The organism is Geomonas subterranea (assembly GCF_019063845.1).
Classification (GTDB): Bacteria; Desulfobacterota; Desulfuromonadia; order Geobacterales; family Geobacteraceae; genus Geomonas; species Geomonas subterranea.
This window is the reverse complement of sequence record NZ_CP077683.1, coordinates 1,989,451-2,008,195: the sequence shown is the minus strand read 5'-3', so window position 1 is coordinate 2,008,195 and position 18,745 is coordinate 1,989,451. Positions and strand designations below refer to the sequence as shown.

The 18,745-nt window shown below is 63.6% G+C and carries 16 protein-coding genes; 5 read left to right on the top strand and 11 right to left on the bottom strand.

The features are described 5' to 3' along the window. Nucleotides 1-2: 2 nt before the first annotated feature. The 5 genes from KP001_RS08710 to KP001_RS08690 all read left to right on the top strand — a co-directional run bounded on the left by KP001_RS08710 (nucleotide 3) and on the right by KP001_RS08690 (nucleotide 5,538). On the top strand, nucleotides 3-878 hold the full coding sequence (locus KP001_RS08710; RefSeq protein ID WP_217289129.1) for an SIR2 family NAD-dependent protein deacylase: 876 nt from the start codon (nucleotides 3-5) through the stop codon (nucleotides 876-878). A 241-nt stretch (nucleotides 879-1,119) separates the two neighbouring features. Further along, the gene (gene dusB, locus KP001_RS08705; protein WP_217289128.1) at nucleotides 1,120-2,085 is read left to right on the top strand and encodes a tRNA dihydrouridine synthase DusB; all 966 of its coding nucleotides are present in this window, start codon (nucleotides 1,120-1,122) and stop codon (nucleotides 2,083-2,085) included. After that, complete coding sequence (locus tag KP001_RS08700) at nucleotides 2,078-3,163, top strand: two-component system sensor histidine kinase NtrB (protein WP_217289127.1); 1,086 nt, start codon at nucleotides 2,078-2,080, stop codon at nucleotides 3,161-3,163. Before dusB ends, KP001_RS08700 begins: the two co-directional genes overlap by 8 nt. 200 nt (nucleotides 3,164-3,363) lie before the next feature. Further along, a complete protein-coding gene (locus KP001_RS08695) occupies nucleotides 3,364-4,800 on the top strand; it encodes a sigma-54-dependent transcriptional regulator (protein WP_217289126.1) in 1,437 nt (478 codons plus the stop codon). A 174-nt stretch (nucleotides 4,801-4,974) separates the two neighbouring features. Next, nucleotides 4,975-5,538 (top strand): hydrolase, encoded by a 564-nt coding sequence (locus tag KP001_RS08690; protein WP_217289125.1) that lies wholly within the window; start codon nucleotides 4,975-4,977, stop codon nucleotides 5,536-5,538. Here the strand turns inward: KP001_RS08690 and KP001_RS08685 are convergent. The 11 genes from KP001_RS08685 to KP001_RS08635 all read right to left on the bottom strand — a co-directional run bounded on the left by KP001_RS08685 (nucleotide 5,522) and on the right by KP001_RS08635 (nucleotide 18,672). Then, complete coding sequence (locus KP001_RS08685; protein ID WP_217289124.1) at nucleotides 5,522-6,232, bottom strand: response regulator; 711 nt, start codon at nucleotides 6,230-6,232, stop codon at nucleotides 5,522-5,524. The two genes, KP001_RS08690 and KP001_RS08685, sit on opposite strands and share 17 nt — an antisense overlap. Nucleotides 6,233-6,406: 174 nt before the next feature. Beyond that, on the bottom strand, nucleotides 6,407-7,690 hold the full coding sequence (locus KP001_RS08680) for an enoyl ACP reductase FabMG family protein (RefSeq protein ID WP_217289123.1): 1,284 nt from the start codon (nucleotides 7,688-7,690) through the stop codon (nucleotides 6,407-6,409). A 228-nt stretch (nucleotides 7,691-7,918) separates the two neighbouring features. Further along, entirely contained in the window at nucleotides 7,919-9,268 is a 1,350-nt protein-coding gene (gene dnaB, locus KP001_RS08675; RefSeq protein WP_217289122.1) for a replicative DNA helicase, read from the bottom strand. Nucleotides 9,269-9,428: 160 nt separating this feature from the next. Further along, on the bottom strand, nucleotides 9,429-10,067 hold the full coding sequence (recO, locus tag KP001_RS08670) for a DNA repair protein RecO (RefSeq protein WP_217289121.1): 639 nt from the start codon (nucleotides 10,065-10,067) through the stop codon (nucleotides 9,429-9,431). A 247-nt stretch (nucleotides 10,068-10,314) separates the two neighbouring features. Next, nucleotides 10,315-11,241 (bottom strand): dihydrofolate reductase, encoded by a 927-nt coding sequence (locus KP001_RS08665; protein ID WP_217289120.1) that lies wholly within the window; start codon nucleotides 11,239-11,241, stop codon nucleotides 10,315-10,317. A 33-nt stretch (nucleotides 11,242-11,274) separates the two neighbouring features. Beyond that, nucleotides 11,275-13,620 carry an endonuclease MutS2 gene (locus tag KP001_RS08660; protein ID WP_217289119.1) on the bottom strand — a complete coding sequence of 782 codons (2,346 nt, stop codon included), beginning with the start codon at nucleotides 13,618-13,620 and terminating at the stop codon, nucleotides 11,275-11,277. A gap of 37 nt (nucleotides 13,621-13,657) precedes the next feature. Further along, nucleotides 13,658-14,845 carry a phospholipase D-like domain-containing protein gene (locus tag KP001_RS08655; protein ID WP_217289118.1) on the bottom strand — a complete coding sequence of 396 codons (1,188 nt, stop codon included), beginning with the start codon at nucleotides 14,843-14,845 and terminating at the stop codon, nucleotides 13,658-13,660. Nucleotides 14,846-14,931: 86 nt separating this feature from the next. Continuing rightward, the gene (locus KP001_RS08650) at nucleotides 14,932-15,153 is read right to left on the bottom strand and encodes a NifU family protein (protein ID WP_217289117.1); all 222 of its coding nucleotides are present in this window, start codon (nucleotides 15,151-15,153) and stop codon (nucleotides 14,932-14,934) included. Nucleotides 15,154-15,359: 206 nt separating this feature from the next. After that, nucleotides 15,360-16,760, bottom strand: a complete 1,401-nt coding sequence (locus tag KP001_RS08645; protein WP_217289116.1) for an aspartate ammonia-lyase — start codon at nucleotides 16,758-16,760, stop codon at nucleotides 15,360-15,362. Nucleotides 16,761-16,906: 146 nt separating this feature from the next. Continuing rightward, nucleotides 16,907-17,515 carry an HAD family hydrolase gene (locus KP001_RS08640; protein ID WP_239027943.1) on the bottom strand — a complete coding sequence of 203 codons (609 nt, stop codon included), beginning with the start codon at nucleotides 17,513-17,515 and terminating at the stop codon, nucleotides 16,907-16,909. Next, nucleotides 17,512-18,672: a class I SAM-dependent methyltransferase gene (locus tag KP001_RS08635; RefSeq protein WP_217289115.1), complete on the bottom strand. Its 1,161-nt coding sequence runs from the start codon at nucleotides 18,670-18,672 to the stop codon at nucleotides 17,512-17,514. Before KP001_RS08635 ends, KP001_RS08640 begins: the two co-directional genes overlap by 4 nt. Nucleotides 18,673-18,745: the final 73 nt, after the last annotated feature.

Here is an 18,745-nt window from a genome sequence, read left to right as displayed (position 1 = left end):
GCATGGCCGCCGGTCTCGCCCCGCTCTTCAGGGAAGCCGCCGAGGCTGTCGCCGGAGCGCAGGCGCTCGTGGTGACCGCCGGGGCCGGCATGGGGGTCGATTCCGGCCTCCCCGACTTTCGCGGCGACACCGGCTTCTGGCGCGCCTATCCGCTCTACCAGCGCCTCGGCATCAGCTTCGTCGACGCCGCCAACCCGGAACACTTCGAGCACGACCCCGCCTTCGGCTGGGGCTTTTACGGCCACCGCACCAACCTCTACCGCGCCACCGTCCCCCATGCCGGTTTCGCCCTGCTGCTTGACTGGGCGCGTCGCTACCGTCTCGACCTCTTCGTCGCCACCTCCAACGTGGACGGCCAGTTCCAGAAGGCCGGTTTCCCCGGGGAGGGCGTGCTGGAGTTCCACGGCTCCATCCACCACCTGCAGTGCACCGGCCCCTGCTGCGACCGGATCTGGGACAACCGCGAAGAGTTCCGCATCGACGAGGAGACCATGCGCTCGGATCATGTGCCGCTTTGCCCGCGCTGCGGCAGGGCGGCCCGTCCCAACATCCTCATGTTCGGAGACTACGCCTGGATCGGCGAGCGCACCGGACGCCAGCAGGAGCGCTTCCGGCAGTTCCTTTCCCGTCATTCCGGCCGGCGCGTCGTGGTCATCGAACTGGGCGCCGGAACCGCCATTCCCACCGTGCGTGCGACGAGCGAGCGGATCGGTTCCCTCTCCGGCGCACGCGTCATCCGCATCAATCCGCGCGAACCGCAGATCCGGCCGCCGCACCTCTCCCTTCCCTGCGGCGCCCTCGAAGGACTGACGGGGATAGAAGAAATGCTGTCAGCTTCCGCGAGTTCTCCCTCTCCCTCCGGGAGAGGGCCGGGGTGAGGGCGCCCGCCAAGCTTGCGCCAGTCGCCGCGTCCCCTGCGGCGCCACCCTCACCCGGCCTCCGGCCACCCTCCCCCGGAGGGGCAAGCGCGCACCCTGTTTCTCACGTGACACATCCTTTCGCTTTCTCCTTTCCCGCCCCCCTCCTTTCCCGTATACGCGCCCCGCAAAAATCCCTTGCGTTTTAAATTCTTAGTTGCTAGTATGCACATTTTTTAGGCAGACAAGGACGTTATCACATATGCAAAACAGCGTCGCCATCGGCTACCTTACCCTGAGGAATCGGGTATTTCTGGCCCCCATGGCCGGCATCACCAATCTCCCCATGCGCATCATCGCGCGCGAGGGGGGTGCTTCGCTCACCTTCACCGAGATGGTGAGCGTCAACGGCCTGACGAGGGAGGGGCGCAAGAGTTTCGACCTCCTGAAGACCACGCCGCAGGACCGCCCCATCGGCATGCAGCTTTTCGGTGACGAGCCGGAGATGCTGGCCGAGGCGGCGCGGCTGGTCGAGGGATACGGCGAGCTGATCGACATCAACATGGGATGTCCCGTGAAGAAGGTGGTCGGTACCGGCGCGGGGAGCGCCCTCATGAAGGACCCCGCCAAGGTCGGGCGCATCATCCGCTGCGTGCGCAAGGCGACGGCGCTTCCCTTTACGGTGAAGATCCGTACCGGCTGGGTCTGCGGCGACGACACCTACCTCGAGGTGGGGCGCATCGCGCAGGAGGAGGGGTGCGACGCCATCACCCTGCACCCCAGGAGCCGTGCCCAGATGTTCGAGGGGAAGGCCAACTGGGCGAAGCTTGCGGAACTGAAGAGCGCCTTGAAGATCCCCGTGATCGGCAGCGGCGATCTCTTCAGCGCGGACGACGTGGTCCGCATGATGCGGGAAACCGGCTGCGACGCGGTGATGGTGGCGCGCGGCGCGATGGGGAACCCATGGCTTTTCCGGGAGGCGCTCGCCCTTTTGGGGGGAGAGGTCCCGGTGCCGCCGACGGTGGCGGAACGGCTTGCGGTCGCCCGCAGGCATTTCGAGCTCTTCAACGAGTTCGAGGGGGGCAGGGTGGCCCTGATGGAGATGCGCAAGCATCTCGCCTGGTACTCCAAGGGGCTTCCGGGGGCCGCGCAGTTTCGTGCCGCGGTGAACCGGATCGAGCATGCTGCCGAGCTTGTCGGGGCGATGGAGGAGTTCTTTGATGGCTGACCGGCTGGAGAACTATTACGCGAATGTCGTCGACAGCGTGGGTGACGGCGTCATCGTGCTGGACAACACCGGAGCCGTGACCCTGGTGAACCCCGCCGCCGAGGAGCTGGCCGGCGTCTCCAGGCGCCAGGCGATGGGGCAGCTCTTCAGCGAGATCTTCAAGAAAGACTCCGCCCTGAACGAGCTGGTGGCGAAGACCGTCAGCACCGGGATGTCGGTCTCCGACCACGAGAACATCGTGCTGAAGAGGGGGGGGCGGATCACCCCGGTCGGGACCAGCACCTCTCCGCTGTTGAGTTCGAGCGGCGAGCGGATCGGCACCATCGTGCTTCTGCGCGACCTCACCAACGTGCGTGAGCTGGAAAGCGCCGTCCGTCAGGCCGACCGGCTCTCATCGCTGGGCGCGCTGGCGGCGGGACTCGCCCACGAGATCAAGAATCCGCTGGGGGGGATCAAGGGGGCGGCCCAGCTCCTGGAGATGGAGTTCCCCGAGAACGAGGACCTCAGGGAGTACGTCAGGGTCATGCTGAAGGAAGTGCAGCGGGTGAACCTCATCGTCGAGGAGCTCCTCGCCCTCGCCTCGCCGGGGCGCCTGAAGCTCGGCAAGGTGAACCTGCACCGGGTCCTCTCCGACATCGTTCTCTTGCAAAAAAACGCCTGCGAGGGGAAAGAGGTCTACCTGCAGCAGTACTTCGACCCGAGCATCCCCCCGATACTGGCGGACGAGGCGCTCCTGACCCAGCTGTTCCTGAACCTGATCAGGAACGCCATGGAGGCTGTCGGCACCGGCGGCGTGGTCAAGGTGACCAGCCGGGTGCTGGCCGATTACGCCCTGACCCAGAAAGGGGAGCGGCGGGCCCGCATGGTCGCCATCGACATCACCGACAACGGCCCGGGTATCCCGTCCGATGTCCTGGAAAACATGTTCACCCCGTTTTTCACCACCAAGTCCCAGGGGACGGGATTGGGGCTGGCGATCTGCCAGAAGATCGTGTCCGAGCACCGGGGCATGATCCGCGTCGATTCCGACCCTTCCCGTGGCACCGTCTTCACCGTGATGCTGCCGCTGGTGCAATAACGGCCATAGTGCGTTCTATGTTCCACGTTCTGCGTTTGAAGCAGCGAGGCTTCGGCGTTGCAGACCTGGACATACGAGCCGAACCGGCAAGATGTAGTGTCTGACGTCCTATGCTCCACGTTCAGTTTAAGGCAGCGTGGCCTGTAGGTTCCAACCTGGAACGTAGAACGTAGAACATAGAACGGCTTTTAGGAGTTTTTATGTCTATCAACAACATACTTGTGGCGGATGACGAAGAGAGCATGCGTTGGGTCCTTTCCAAGGCCCTCAAGAAGAAAGGCTTCAACGTCGAGCTGGCCAAGGACGGCAACGAGGCGCTCAAGCTCATAAAGGAAAACGTCTACGACCTGGCGCTTCTGGACATCAAGATGCCGGGCCTCACGGGACTGGACCTTCTGGACCGGGTGAAGGAGGAGCGCGCCGACCTCATGGTGGTGATCATGACCGCCGAGGCGAGCATGAAGAACGCAGTCGAGGCGATGAAGCGCGGCGCCTACGACTACCTGACCAAGCCCTTCGACCTGGGTGTCATCGACGCGGTGGTGGAGAAGGTGAGCCGGGCGCGCGAGATGACCTCCCAGGTGTCGCTGTTGAAGGAGGAGCTTGCCGACCGCTACCAGCTCGAGAAGACCATCATCGGCAACTCCCCTGCCATGCGCGAGGTCTACAAGACCATCGGCAAGGTGGCACCCTCGGACGTCACCGTCCTGGTGCAGGGTGAGTCGGGGACCGGCAAGGAGCTGATCGCCCGCGCCATCCACTACAACTCCAAGCGTCTGGGCAAGCCGTTCGTGCCGCTCAACTGTGCCGCCATCCCCAAGGAGCTTCTGGAGAGCGAGCTGTTCGGGTTCGAGAAGGGTGCCTTCACCGGCGCCACCGAGAGGAAGCTCGGCAAGTTCGAGCAGGCCAACGGCGGCACCATCTTCCTGGACGAGATCGGCGACATGCCCATCGACCTGCAGGCGAAGATCCTCAGGGTGCTGCAGGAGCGCGAGATCACCAGGACCGGCGGCAACCAGAGCATCCCCGTGGACGTGAGGGTGGTGGCCGCCACCAACCAGGACCTCGAGGAGAGCGTACGGAACAAGCAGTTCCGCGAGGACCTCTACTACCGTTTGAACGTGATCCCGATCCAGCTGGTGCCGCTGCGCGAGCGCAAGGAGGATATCCCGCTCCTGGTGCAGTACTTCCTCGGCAAGATCTGCTCCGAGTTGGAGGTGCCGCTCAAGCGCACTTCCTCCGACGCCGTCAAGCTACTGAGCAACTACAATTGGCCCGGCAACATCCGCGAGCTGGAGAACACCATCAAGAGGGCCGTGATCCTTTCGCCCGACCCGCTCCTGGTCGCATCCGATTTCCCCGGTCTCAGGAGCCGCCAGGGGGAAGGGAAGGGGGAGGAGCTGTCGCTGGAGGGTATCGTCGACCTGAAGCTGCGCGGCTGTTTTTCCAACATGGAGAAGATGGAGAGCGGCGACGTGCACGCCATGGTGCTGGAGCAGGTCGAGCGTCCGCTGATCCGGTTCGTCCTGGAGAAGACCCGCGGCAACCAGGTCCGCGCCGCGGACATCCTCGGCATCAACCGCAACACCCTGAGAAAGAAGATCACCGAACTGGGCATCGAACTGCGTAAGGAATAGAGAACCGGATCAAGACATATAAATCCTCACGACCATCTGCCACGCAGGCAATCTGAGAACAGCGGAGAAAGTTTTTTTATGCGTTTCCCCAGGTGCCCGTTTTTCTCAGATTTTCTCAGAAGTTCTCCGTGGCCGACGGTTTTTATCTATCTCAACCTGCTTTAGGAGGCTCCCATGACCCTGCTGGAAAGGTTTTTCCTGGAAAAAGAGAGTGCGCAACTGGTTGTGGTCGACGTGCAGGACAAGCTCTGCCGTGCCATGGACGAGAAGGTGCTGGGCAAGCTGACCGGCAACATCTCCATCCTGCTGGATGCCGCGGCGGAACTGGGGATCCCGGCGCTCGCCACGGAGCAGTACGTGAAGGGGCTCGGCGAGACGGTCCCATCCCTGAAGGAGAAGCTCTGCACCCCCAGCCTGGAGAAGATGACCTTCAGCTGCTGCGGCGGGGAAGGTTTTCTGGAGACCCTGGAGAAAAACGGCAGGCGCCAGGTGATCCTGACCGGGATGGAGACCCACGTCTGTGTGCTGCAGACCGCCCTGGAGCTTCTCTCGCGCGGCTACGTGGTGCACCTGGTGGTCGATGCGGTGATGAGCAGGAAGAAGCACAACTGGGAGATCGCGCTGCAGACCATGACCCAGGCAGGCGCGGTGATGACCTCCACCGAATCGGTGCTCTTCCAGTTGCTGCGCGTCGCCGGCACCGAAGAGTTCAAGAAGCTTTCTAAACTCGTGAGGTAGGGGGGAGGGTACTTACGTAGTGGTCGATCCGCTCGCGGTCGGTCTCGGAGATCCCGACGAACTGGACACCCAGCCCTTCCGGTAGCGTGCTCTTCCTGCGGGCCTTGCTGGTGTTGAGCCAGGCGATGCGCGCTTTGGTCTGGATGACGGTGCTCGCCGGTTCGGGCAGCACGAAGAGCAGTTCCAGCTGGGTGCCTTGTTCGAGGTCGACGTCGGCGGCGAGGTAGAGGCCGTTTTGGCTGAGGTTGATGCAAAAGCCCGAGAGGGTGAGGCCGAAAGCGCGGAACTTCACGTTGAAGCGGCAGCTCCCCCTTCTGTCGCGCCGGTCCACGGCGGGGAGGAGCTTGCGGGCCGCATCCAGGAAAACAAGGCGATCCAATGGTTTGAAGAGGATATCGTCGCAGCCCGCCTCGAGGCAGAGCTGGCGATCGGCCTCCTTCCCTTCAGAAGCGGTGAGAATCACCGCTGTGGAGAGTCGGGGGTCTTTTTTTATGGCGCGGCAGCAGTCGGCGCCGTCCATCACCGGCATGTGCAGGTCCATGATCACCAGGTCCGGGTGCTGTTCCCGGCAGATGCGCAGTGCCTCCTCGCCGTTTCTGGCGGTAAAGATATCCACCGCGGAGAGTGAGAGGAAATCCTTCTCCAGTTCCAGGAACATGCTCACGTCGTCGACCAGCAGGACCTTGTGTGCCACGTGTACTCCTACTTCGGTACCATCAAGCGTTTAGGATGAGGGGGAAAGTGGAACAAATCTGCCACGAAGCGCCGCACGAGCCCTCACGTCCTCCCCTTTGCCAAGGGGAATCAGAGGGGATTTGCCTGTAAAAAAAGGGGGCGAAACATGTTTCGCCCCCCGGTTGCCTGCCGATTACCCTTTCGCCAGCGTCTTCGCGATCACATCGTGGTTCAGCCAGAACACCGGCGCCTGCGGATCCCAGGAGCTGTTGAACATGAGGCTGCCGACCCCCTGGAAGACGGCGCGGGAGAGCACGGCGCAGACGATGTCCTTCTGATCGGCGTTCATGCTGATCAGCTCCGCGGAGGTGTTCAGCATGTACTCCTGCTGCTCCGGCTTGTTGTGCTGCGGCCAGCTTTCGAAATCGCGGGTGCTGGTCACGAGCTCGGAGGTGAGGTAGGTGTTGGCGATCTCAAGGAGGTCGTCGACGGTGGTCCCTTCGCGCAGCAGCGCCTGGCATTCGTCGACCACCGACTGCACGCCCTCGGCGCGCAGGGAGCCCATGAGCGGGTAGAGGGAGTTCTCAACGCCGAGGAAGAGCGCGCTCGAGTTGGTAAGGATCTCGGGGCAGTTGTACACGGTCGCCTTGATCCCCTTCTCCCAGGCCTCGATGGCGATGTCCTCCAGGCGGATCTTGGCCCACCCCTGCAGGTACGGGGTGTAGGACTGCCAGGTGATGACGCCGTCGATGATGACGCCGGTGCCGTGGTAGCCGTAGGCGGCGTAATGGGTGTCGTGGTTTTTCCTGAGGCCGGCGGTGGCGTCGATCAGGTAGCGGAAGGTGTCGGCGGTGACCTCGTTGAAGCTCGCGTCGCACAGTTTACCCATGTCGGAGTTCCAGAAGGCCTCGGAGGAAAGGAAGCGGTCCCCCTGACCCTTGAACAGCTTGTTCAGGATCGGCATGAAGACGCGGGCGCGCGGGATGCCGCCGGCCATGGTGTGAACCACGAGGAGCTTGCTGCCGGCCGGGATCATCTTCTCCAACTCGGCCACCACGGCCGCGAGGTTGTTGCAAAAGCGCTCGGTGCCGCGCTGTTTGGAGTACTCGAGTTCCGCCTGGTCCAGCTTGACCGAAGCCCAGTCGTCCGGTTTCACGCCCTTGAAGCGGTCCACCGGTGCGATGCCGTCCTTACCCGGCTCCATATCGAACCCGGCCTCCAGCGGGATGTTGATGATCGTGCCGCCCAGGCCGGCCTCGGCGGTGGCGAGCTCTTCCGCGTTGAGCGGGCGCAGCGTGCCGTCGGCATCGCGCCTCCCCACGGTGGCCCCGATGATGGTCATCCCCTTGGCCCTCGCCTCGTCCACGATGCCGTTGGCGTAGCCGCGGCCGAACAGCTCGCCGCACAGAAACAGCACGTCCCCTTCCTTATATCCGGCGCACGCCGGCACTTCCTTCATTGCATGGTATCTGCTCATCTAGGTTCCTTTCTGCGTGTGGTATGCTCCTCCCCCGGAGAGGGGAGGCGGGGAGGGGGTAGGGTAACTGTTCCCCCTCACGGGCCCTCCCTGTTGCGGGGAGGGGCTTCAAATTCTTCACTATCGGTACCGCCGCCAGGGCGAATCACCCCTACGCCGGAACGTGGCGTGGCACCTGTAGGGGCGAATGATCATTCGCCCAGCAGCTGCGCCGGTACGCCGGGCTCCCTAGTAATCTTCCCTGTTGCTCAGGTTCTCAAACCGCGTGTACTCGCCGCGGAAGGCGAGGTCGACGGTGCCGATGGGACCGCTTCTGTGCTTGCCGATGATGACCTCCGCCTTCCCCTTGAGGTCCTCGTTTTCCTTGTCGTACACCTCGCCGCGGTAGACGAACATGATGATGTCCGCGTCCTGCTCGATTGCCCCGGATTCCCTCAGGTCGCTCATCATCGGGCGCTTGTCCGTCCTCTGCTCCAGGCTTCGGTTCAGCTGCGACAGGGCGATCACCGGGATGCCCAGTTCCTTGGCCAGGGCCTTCAGCGAGCGCGAGATCTCGGAAATTTCCTGCTGGCGCGATTCGCTGTTGGCGCCGCCGCGCATGAGCTGCAGGTAGTCGATGACGATGATGCCGATGTCGTGCTCGGCCTTGAGGCGCCGCGCCTTGGAGCGAAGCTCCATCACCGTGATGGAGGGGGTGTCGTCGATGAAGATCTTGGAGTTGTGCAAAAGCCCCGCGCCCTTGATCAGCTTGGGCCAGTCGTTTTCCTGCAGGTGCCCGGAGCGCAGGCGCGTCAGGTCGACCCGCGAGGCGGAGCACAGAAGCCTCTCCACCAGCTGTTCCTTGGGCATCTCCAGCGAGAAGATGGCGGCCGGGAACTTCTTGTCCGAGTCGACCGCGGCGTACTGGGCGACGTTCAGCGCGAAGGTGGTCTTCCCCATCGCCGGACGCCCCGCGATGATGACCAGGTCGCCGGCATGAAAGCCCGCGGTGAGCTTGTCGAGGTCGGTATAGCCTGTGGGGACGCCGGTCACCAGCTCCTTCTTCTCGTAGAGGAGCTCGATGTTCTTGATGGTGTCCTTCAGGATGTCGCTCACCTTGTAGTAGGAGGGGCGCAGCTTGTTCTCGGAGATCTCGAAGATCACCTTCTGCGCGGAGTCGAGCAGCTCCTCCACCTCCACCTTGTCCTCGAAACCGTTGCTGACGATGTCGGTGGCCGCGGAGATGAGCTTCCTGGTGATGTACTTCTCCTTCACGATCTTGCAGTAGTAGGAGATGTTTGCGGCCATGGGGACGAAGTCGACCAGGGTGGCGAGGTAGGCGCCGCCTCCCACCTCCTCCAGTTCCCCCTTCTTGCGCAGGATGGTGGTCATGGTGATGAGGTCGCAGGGCTCGCCACGCTCGTTCAGTTCGATCATGGCGCGCATGATCTTTCTATGGCTCTCCCGGTACATCTCTTCCGGTGAAAGGACCTCGAGCACCCGGTTGATCGCCTCGTTGTCGACCAGGATCCCGCCAAGGATCGACATCTCGGCTTCGATACTCTGCGGAGGCAGCTTTCTCATGTCCGCTTGGTTCATGCAGTTCCTCAAAAACGATAAAGCTGCGCCGTGGCGCGGCCGTGCAAGCAGGTTTGGCTGAAGCGTCGAATAGTACCCGTTACCGGCGCCGGGGTCAACAAGATTGACGGTTTGCGAAAGATTCTTCCCTGTTGCCGGAGCCTTCAGGTGGTTGCGGCGGCTAGACCCCGCACTCCTTCAGGAAGGCGAGCGACTTCAGTTCGCGATCAAGATGGAGGTCGATGGCGGGGTTCAAAAGAAGGTCCGCCTCGCGCAGGAGCGGTTCCGGAAAGACCACCGCACCGAAGCGTCCCGTCTGCATGGCGCGGGACAAGAGGGACGCGGTCTCCGCGGAGACCCCGCGCACCTGCAACTCGGGCTGGTATCCGAGAATTTTCAGGAGATTCACGGCGAAGAAACGGCGGTCGGAGGGGGAAGCCGGTGCGTCGTTGAGGCGTTCCAGGTAGCAGTACAGGAGGCGGAACAGGCGCGGGGCCGGCTCGTCCTCGGGGGTGAGCCGCTCCACCAGTTCGCAGGCGTAGGCCGCGCAGCCGATCCTCGCGAGGTCGGCGCGGATGCCGGGGAAGATCCCTACGATGTCGGCGTTGGACAAGGTGGCGAGGCCGGTGCCGAGGTGCAGCTGCACCTTGAGGTGCGCGAAGGGCTCGAGGGCGCCGGCGAAGCGTTTCTTGCTCCGCTTGGCTCCCCGCGCGACCCCCTGCATCTTCCCCTGTTCCAGGGTGAACAGGGTCACGATGCGGTCCGCCTCCCCGAAGTCGGTGAGGCGCAAAACGATCCCTTCAACCTCGGTGTTTTTCATGGAGAGGAAAGTAGCATTGCGGCGGGGGGGGAGTCAATAAGAAGGGGGGACATTACGGATGGTTCAACTGTAGGGGCGAATGATTGTTCGCCCTGCACCGGTGTCTTGCGATGCCGAGGGTCGGCACGCGGATGGTGCCCCTGTACAACCTGTGGCGGGTGGTGGCCCGGATGCTTGCGGCAAGGGCGATTGGCCGGCGCAGGGGCGGGCGAATGATTATTCGCCCCTACAAAAACGACAAACGGCTTTATTGCCCCCGCATGTTCAACTTGTGCATCAAAAGACCGAGATACCGGTTCAGCGGGTGGCTCCGGGGGAGGGACTTGATCGGGGGCGTTCCCCTGGTGCCGCACTTGGCGAGCTCGGTGTAGAATTCCTGCCCACCCCCCATCTGCACCCCTTTGCGCAGCGTCTCCAGCCCCTTCCCCTTCTCCCCGGCGAGGACCTGGATGCGCCCCAGGTTCAACCGGATACGGAGGTTGTTTGGATCTTCACGCAAGGCCCGTTCGGCGAGCTTTAGCGCCTCGCCTGCGTCTCCTCCGCTTTTGGCCTGGCTGAAGGCGAGGTCGGACGCGGTTTCCGCAGACTCCTCCAGGGCCTGTGCCTGGCCGAAACAGCAGCGGGCCAGGAAGTAGAGCTGGCGGTTTAGTGCTTCCACCCCCTTTTCCCTGAGCTCGAATACGTCGCTCCCCGGCTGGATCTGGTCCACCTTTTCCAGCACCAGGTACGTGGTGCTGGGGGAGCCCTCCAGAAATTCCTCCCGGTGCAGTTCTGTGAACGAGCAGGGGGGCTGCGGGAAGAACACGTCCCCCTCGTACCGGCCGTGCACCACGGTGAGGTAGATCCTCTGGCACAAGGGGAGCGCCTCGCGGAACACAGCCTCCCCGCCGCAGATGAAGAGCTCCTCGTCCCCCTCGGCGGCCGCGATCCCCTCCTGGAGGGTCCGGGCGACGATGACACCGTCGGTGCGCGCCATGCTCTTGCTGAGCACGATGTTCTTGCGTCCGTCCAGCGGATGCCCGATCGACTCGAAGGTCTTTCTCCCCATCAGCACCGCATGCCCCATGGTGAGGGTTCTGAAACGGGCCAGGTCGGCGGGGATGTTCCAGGGAAGTTTCCCGTGGGCGCCTATCACCCTGTTGTCAGACATGGCAGCTATGATGGAGATGATCATAAGGCCTCCGCGGTCAGTCTTGATTGCTATATGCTAGCGCAGCGTCACCACGGTGACTCCGTCGCCCCCTTCGAAACGCTCCCCGGTCCGGAACTCGGCCACCAGCGGGTGCCCGGCCAGGTAGGCGCGCACCCCCTTCATCAGGGCGCCGGTTCCCTTGCCGTGCACCACCCGGACCTCGGAGATCCGTTCCAGGGAGGCGTGGTTCAAGAAGGGCTCCAGTTCGCCGATGGCTTCCTCCACCCGCCGCCCCAGGAGGTTGATGCTGGTCGCGGGCTCCTGCACCGCGGACTCGGCTTCCTGCTGCCGGGCGCGCTGTTTACGTACCTTCTTCGGCTCTTTCCCCTTGGGCTTTAACAGCGACGAGAGCGCCACGTCCAGTTCCATGCTTCCGGCGCGTACGCGGGCCCGTCCGGCGCGGCGATCGACCGAGAGGATGGTGGCGTCGCAGTTGAGCGGCTTCACGAAGAGGACGTCCCCGGCGGAGACCGCTTCCGGGTCGACGTTCTCTTCCGGATGCAGTCCGTCCAGCGCCGCCTCGACCTCGCGTGCCGCCTGGTCCAGTCTCTCCTTGGCCTCGCGCGCCTTCTCGCGCTTGGCCTCGTCGATCATGGCGGCCACCTCGCGGCGCGCCTTGGAGATGATCTGCTGCGCCTCCAAAAGCCCCTTCTCGCGGGCGTCCTGCACGAGCCTCGCGGCCTCGTCGCGGCGGTCCACCAGGTTACTTTCCGCCCGCGAGAGTTTCTCCTCCCGCTCGGAAAGCTCGGAGAGGGTGCGGTCCAACTGCTCGCGCTTCTCCTTCAGGTCGCGCAAGAGGGCGTGAAAATCCGCCTCCATGGTGCCGATCATGCCGCGCGCGAAGCTCACCACCCGCTCGGGGAGGCCGTAGCGGCTGGCGATCTCGAGGGCGTGCGACTCGCCAGGCTCTCCCACCACCAGCCGGTACAGCGGCGCGAGCTTCTGCCGGTCGAAGGCCATGGCCGCGTTCACCATGCCCGGTTCGCGCTGCACGAAGCCGATGATCTCGGTCAAGTGGGTGGTGGCGACGACGAGCGCACCCTTGTTCTGCAGCTCCTTCAGGACGGCGCAGGCGATGGCCGCCCCCTGTCCCGGCTCGGTGCCGGTGCCCAGTTCGTCCAGGAGCACCAGCGCGTCGCGGTCGGCGTGCCCGATGATGCTGGAGATCTTGGAGATGTGGGCCGAGAAGGTGGAGAGGCTCTCCTCGATGGATTGCTCGTCTCCGATGTCCACCAGGATGCTCCTGACCATCGGCAGCACGGTCCCGGGGAGGGCGGGGACCGGCATGCCGCACAGGGCCATGACGGAGAGAAGTCCCGCGTTCTTGATGGCGATGGTCTTGCCGCCGGTGTTCGGGCCGGTGACCACCATGACCCGGTTCTCCGCGGCCATTTCCAGGTCCAGGGGGACCACCTCCTTCCCCATGAGGGTGAGGATCGGGTGGCGCGCCGACTTGAGCAAAATGGTGGGGGTGTCGGCGATGACCGGGGTTTCGCTCTTGAGCCGGTCGCTCAGGGTGGCGATGCAGTTCAGGATGTCGAGTTCGACCAGCGCCTCGAACTGCTGCAGGATGGCCTCGGCGTCCTCCCTGATCCAGTCGCAGATCTGCCGGACGATGCGGATCTCCTCGGCGCGCTCGTCGGCCACCAGGTTCTCCAGTTCGTTGGCGAGTCCGATGATCTCCAGCGGCTCCATGAACGCGGTCTCCCCGGAGTTGGAGACGTCGTGCACCACCCCGGGGACCATCCCCTTGGAATCCATGCGCACCGGGATGACCCAGCGCCCGGACCTCTGGGTGATGAAGTCGTCCTGCAGGAAGATCGCGGTGTGCCGCTCGCGCACGATCTCCTCCAGCCGCTTCTTGATGCGGGCGGTGAGCCCCTTTTTCCTGCCGCGGATGTCCGCCAAAAGCCGCGAGGCGGTGTCGAGGATCTCACCCTCCTCGTTGACCGTGTGCTCGAGCGGGTTCAGAAGGTCGGGGAATCCGGTGACGCATCCGGCCTCGGCGAGGAGCAGCGGCACGTCGCTGCGGAAGGAGAGTTGGGAGGCCACCGCGGCCATGACGCGCAGGGTGGGGATGAAACGCTGCAAGGCGACCGGAGCGATGACCGCGCCGGCGGGACGCACGGCCTTCACCTGCGGGGTGATGTCCTCGAAGGGGGCGAGTTTGAGCGCGATGCCGAGCCGCGTCAGCTTGCGGATCTCGTCGACGAGCCCCAGGCGCAGTTCCATCTCCTGCCGGGAATCAAGTGGTTCAATGGCGAGGGCACCGTCGTGGGATGCCTCGCAGTGGGCGAAGGTTGCGGCGGTTTCGAGGATCTTGTCGAATTCCAGCCGCTTCAGGGTGTCCTTGTCGATCATGTAGATAACTCCGGGGGAAGAAACAGGTAAAGGGGTATTACAAAAACCAGGCGACCGGGCTGAACAGGCGCTCCAGGGCGCGCACCGGCCAGCCGCGCCTCTCGTGTTCGTGCAGCACGATGCGCCGCGTGCCGGCGAAATCGGTCTCCAGCATGTCGGCCACCTGCGCGCCGAAAGCGTGGCTGTCCACCACCACGTTCAGCTCATAGTTCCTGTGAAAGCTTCTCAGGTCCATGTTGGCGGAGCCGACCATGGTCCAGTTGCCGTCGATGAGGAGCACCTTGGCGTGCAGGACGGCGCTGTCCATCTCGTGGATCTCCACGCCGTTTTTCAAAAGCTGACCGTAATAGGTCCGGCTCACCAGGCGCACCAGCGGGACGTCGCTTTTGTAGGGGAGCAGGAGCCTCACCCTTACCCCGCGTCCCGCCGCGCGCAGCAGCGACCGGATCACCCGCGGACCCGGTATGAAGTAGGGGCTCGCGATGGTGACGCTTTCGGAGGCGCCCGCGATGGCGACCCTGAAGGCGCTTCTTATGAAGCTCCGCTTCTGGTGCGGTCCGCCGTTCACTACCATGACCTTGGCATCGCCGTCAAGTTTCGGCACCGGGGCGGGGTCGCATCCCACCGGCGGGACGCCCGCCTCCTCGCTCCAGGTTTCGCGGAACAGGCGCAAAAGTTCGAGCCCCGCCTCTCCCTCGATGCGCAGTCCCACGTCCCGCCACTTGGTCTTCTTCTTCCCCAAGCCGGAGTAGACGTCGGCTATGTTCATGCCGCCGGTAAAGATGCGCCATCCGTCGATGATCACGAGTTTACGGTGATCGCGCTTGTCGAACCAGGCGATCCCCCGGCGGAAGGGGGGCGGGTTGAAGGGGGCGCAATTGACGCCTCCCTTGGCGAGCCTTTTGAAGTAAGCGGCAGGGGTTTCGAAACAGCCGATGTAGTCGTAGAGGACGTAGACCCGGACCCCGCGCGAGGCGGCGGCGATGAGCCCGTCTGCCACCATGCGCCCGGTCTCGTCGTCGGCGATGGTGTAGAACTCCAGGCAGATGCTTTCGCGGGCCAGCGGCAGCGCCTCCAAAAGAGCGGTGAAGAACTCCGACCCGTAACGGTACAGCGTGGCGCGGTTCCCCAAAAAGGTAACGGCCTCGGTGTTCCTCCGGAAGAAGTCGAAGAACTTCGCGGTCTGAAACAGCAACTGCTTTCTTTTTCGCCGCACGCTGGTCATGGTCCTGGGCCCATAAGCGAAAAGCGCGGAAATAACGTCAACGGTTACTTCCGCGCTTCGGGTGTTACGACTAAGGGGGATACCCGTTAGACGGAGACGACTTCCTTGACGCCGGGGATCTTCTCCTTGATGGTCCTCTCGATCCCCATCTTGAGGGTCATGGTGGACATCGGGCAGTGGCCGCATGCCCCAACCAGCCGCACCTTGACGATGCCGTCGTCGGTTACTTCTACAAGTTCAACATCGCCGCCGTCCGCCTGAAGCGCCGGCCTGATGTTCTCCAGAATTGCTTTTACTTCCTCGGTCATGTACTCCTCCAGTGAGCTTTGGTTTGGAACAGGTATGAGTCTATAGGATTTTTACAATAATTGCAAAGCCAGCCGACACTGCGCCGGGGACGGCGATGGCCGCCTTGATTCGCGATGATCTTCCACCAATCCCTCTACCGTCGGGAGAGGGTGCCCGGAGGGGGGGGGAGGGGAGTGCCGGCTCTATTTCGTTGTTCTCGTTACGGCTACTCCTTGCCGTGCACCCCGGGTGTCGTGAGCGGGTAGGGGGCCAGCACCTCTTCGAGCTCCTCCTCGGTCAGTATGCCCCGCTCCAGGATCACCTCCCTGATGCTCTTGCCGCTCTTGGCGGATTCCTTGGCGACCTCGGCCGCCGCGGCGTAGCCGATGCTCGGCGCCAGCACCGTGGCGAGCCCCACCGACTGGTCGAGGAAGGTGCGGCAGCGCTCCTCGTTGGCGGTGATCCCCGTGACGCAGAGGGAAGTCAGCTGGTGCAGGCAGTTTTTCAGTATCTCCATCGCGAAGAGCAGGTTGAAGCCTATCACCGGCATCATCACGTTCAGCTCCAGCTGTCCGGCCTGCGCCGCCAGCGCCACGGTGAGGTCGCACCCCATCACCTGGAAGCAGACCATGTTGGTCACCTCCGGGAGCACCGGGTTCACCTTGCCGGGCATGATGGATGAGCCGGGCTGCATTGCCGGGAGGTTGATCTCGCCAAGGCCGGTGCGAGGGCCGGAGGAGAGCAGCCGCAGGTCGTTGGCGATCTTGATCAGGTTGACCGCAGCCCCCTTGACGCTGGAGGAGAGGGCGACGAAGGGATCCATGTTCTGCATCCGTTCCACGAGACTGTCGCCCCGTATCAGCTCCTGGCCGGTCTCCCGTGCCAGCGCCTCCACGATCAGGTCGATGAAGGCCTCCTCGGCGTTCAGCCCCGTCCCGACCGCGGTCCCGCCGATTCCCAGTTCACGCAGCCCCGCGAAGGTGCGCTCGATGCCGGAGCGGTTGTTGGCGATGGCGATGGCCCAGGCGGAAAACTCCTGCCCCAGGCGGATCGGCACCGCGTCCTGCAGGTGGGTGCGCCCCGACTTGAGGATGTGGTCGAATTCGATTCCCTTGCGGGCGAAGGCGTCGGAGAGGTCGCGCAGCTCGTTATCCAGCTCCTGCGCCAGCTCCAGCGCCGCCAGCCGCATCGCCGTCGGGAATACGTCGTTGGTCGACTGCGCCATATTGACGTGATCGTTGGCGTTGACCCGGGCGTACTCGCCTAAGCTACCCCCGAGGATCTCGTTGGCGCGGTTGGCGAGCACCTCGTTCACGTTCATGTTGTGCGACGTCCCCGCGCCGGCCTGGAAGGGGTCGACCACGAACTGGCCGGCGAACTCCCCGGCGAGCGCCTCGTCGGCGGCCTTGACGATGGCCTCGCCGAGGTCCCTGGCAAGCCTGTGCGTGGTCATATTGGCGATGGCCGCGCATTTCTTGATCCGCACCGTGGCCCGCACCAGCGCCTGGTGCGGCTTAAGGCCGGAGATGGGGAAGTTGTTCACAGCGCGCTGCGTCTGGGCGCCGTAGTAGGCCCCCTCCGGGACCTCGACGGGTCCCATGGTGTCTTTTTCCAACCGGTGTGCCATGACTAGCTCCTCGAAATACAAGTTTCTCAGGCATCCTGCCGGTCAAAACACCCGCACTGGCATTGCGCCGTTGCCCGTGTCTGTGGCTTTCTCTTTGTCACAGCGCAGGCAGTATCAGGGCGGGAGTCTGTCTCAGCATCGAGCTATCAGTGTACCAGATCTGCCAGTGTCAGCAGCTCTTCCGTGGTTTTCATCTCGAAGACGGGGCACCCCATGGATTCCGGAACTGCCAGGTCGACGCGGTAGCGGTCGCCGACAAAGAGCGTTTCCTGCGGCAGGCAGCCGATCTTGGCCAGGATGTCCTCGATGATCCTGCGGTCGGGCTTCGGGATCCAGTAGTCCTCGATGGTGAAGACCCGGTCCAGCAGGTCGTCCACCCTGATCTGTGCCATTATGCGGCGGGAAAGGTCGCGGTTGTTGTTGGTGTAGAGATGCAGCCGGAAGCGGGTTGAGAGGAGTTGCAGCAGTTCCCGGACACGGCGGTCCGGCTTGAGCAGTTTCTCGGGGTGGCAGTCGGCGGCGAACCGTCTGTGCATCTCCTGCAGGGTTCCACCCAGGGCGACCACTGCGCGGCTCAGCGTGCCCCCCGCGCCGTCGGCCGTGCGGGTCTCCTCGAGGAGCGCTTCGGCCTCTGCCGGGGAAAGTTTCTTCAGATCGGCGACGTAGAGGATGGCGCTCCGGTTGACCTCCTCCCCCAGCCGCTCCTCCTGGTACAGCGTCCCGTCCAGGTCGAAGACGATGGCCTTGATGCTCAAAGCCCCATCCCCCACTTTCTCATGCACAAAAGCTGCGGGTCCTGCACCCCCTTGGCCTGGATCAGCACCTTGAAGGTATCGCCCATCCCACCTTCGGGCATCATCAGCTTCTTGATGGCGAGCCGGTGCTTCAGGCTTTCATGCTCGTCCTTCGCCTGGGCCACGAGCTGCATCAGTTCCTCCATGAGCCCCACGCCCAGCAGGAAGCGGTACTGCTCGCCGTACCAGACCGCGGCAAGTCCCGCCTCCTTGCCCGCCTCGACCAGCGAACTGAAGTTGATGTGGGTGGTGATATCCTGCTCGCCCACCAGCCGGTACGGGTCCTCGTTGGTGCTGTGCTTGTGGTAGCAGAGCAGGGTGCCGTTGCGCCGCTGGGGGGTGTAAAGCTCGTCGGAGAGATAGCCGTAATCGATGGTAAGGACGAAACCGCGCTCCAGTGCAGCGGCGGCGCAGGCGATCCAGGTGGGTGCGGCAAGGTTGATCTCGGCACGCTGGCCGGGCATGAGCCGCACGTCGAACGTGCGCAGGTAGGCATCCAGTTCCGGCGTGGAGGGGGGGAGGAGTCTCTCGCGGAAGCCGCTCGCGTCGGCCGAGACGAACACCTCCTTGAGGCCGTCCTCCGTCATTTCGACCAGGTGCACCGGCATGGCGTCGAACAGTTCGTTGGAGATGATGCAGCCGGTGAATTTCAGCTGGCCGTCGGCCAGTTCCTGGGGCGAACTCCACGCCAGCCGTTCGGCGTGCCGCTCAAGGCGCGAGGCCTGGGCCTCCTTGAGGGACGGTTCCTTCTCGATGAGGCGGTAGGTCAAGACGGCGTATAACCCGACATTCTCCTCGGAAACGGCGTCAAGGATGTCCTGTGCCAGTTGTCCCCCCCCGGCGCCGGCTTCGGCGACGGTGAAGGAGTCGGGGCATCCCAGCAGTTCCCAGAATCGCCCGATTTCGCGCGAAATCAGGCGGCCGAAGGCGCTGTGCACGTTCATGCTGGTGTAGAAATCCCCCTCGGCGCCAACCTTGCGCCCGGGGGAGGTGTAGTAGCCGAGATCTGGTTCGTAGAGAGCGCTCTCCATGAAGGAGGCGAAGGTGATGTCACCGCGGGAGCGGATGCGTTTAAGGATGATTTCTGCCAGTTTCGTCGTCGCTGCTGCCTCTGCCATTAAAAGCCCTCCTGAATCTGAAGGTCTTTTTATATACGGAACGAAAATGGTTGTCAACGCAGGGTGAGTGACG

Coding starts and splice junctions, on each gene's coding strand:
- dusB (WP_217289128.1), top strand. CDS start 1,120: ATGCAAAACAGCGTCGCCATCGGCTACCTTACCCTGAGGAATCGGGTA.
- KP001_RS08660 (WP_217289119.1), bottom strand. CDS start 13,620: ATGATCGACAAGGACACCCTGAAGCGGCTGGAATTCGACAAGATCCTC.
- recO (WP_217289121.1), bottom strand. CDS start 10,067: ATGAAAAACACCGAGGTTGAAGGGATCGTTTTGCGCCTCACCGACTTC.
- KP001_RS08695 (WP_217289126.1), top strand. CDS start 3,364: ATGTCTATCAACAACATACTTGTGGCGGATGACGAAGAGAGCATGCGT.
- KP001_RS08690 (WP_217289125.1), top strand. CDS start 4,975: ATGACCCTGCTGGAAAGGTTTTTCCTGGAAAAAGAGAGTGCGCAACTG.
- KP001_RS08645 (WP_217289116.1), bottom strand. CDS start 16,760: ATGGCACACCGGTTGGAAAAAGACACCATGGGACCCGTCGAGGTCCCG.
- KP001_RS08710 (WP_217289129.1), top strand. CDS start 3: ATGGCCGCCGGTCTCGCCCCGCTCTTCAGGGAAGCCGCCGAGGCTGTC.
- KP001_RS08655 (WP_217289118.1), bottom strand. CDS start 14,845: ATGACCAGCGTGCGGCGAAAAAGAAAGCAGTTGCTGTTTCAGACCGCG.
- KP001_RS08680 (WP_217289123.1), bottom strand. CDS start 7,690: ATGAGCAGATACCATGCAATGAAGGAAGTGCCGGCGTGCGCCGGATAT.
- dnaB (WP_217289122.1), bottom strand. CDS start 9,268: ATGAACCAAGCGGACATGAGAAAGCTGCCTCCGCAGAGTATCGAAGCC.
- KP001_RS08650 (WP_217289117.1), bottom strand. CDS start 15,153: ATGACCGAGGAAGTAAAAGCAATTCTGGAGAACATCAGGCCGGCGCTT.
- KP001_RS08665 (WP_217289120.1), bottom strand. CDS start 11,241: ATGATCATCTCCATCATAGCTGCCATGTCTGACAACAGGGTGATAGGC.
- KP001_RS08635 (WP_217289115.1), bottom strand. CDS start 18,672: ATGGCAGAGGCAGCAGCGACGACGAAACTGGCAGAAATCATCCTTAAA.
- KP001_RS08700 (WP_217289127.1), top strand. CDS start 2,078: ATGGCTGACCGGCTGGAGAACTATTACGCGAATGTCGTCGACAGCGTG.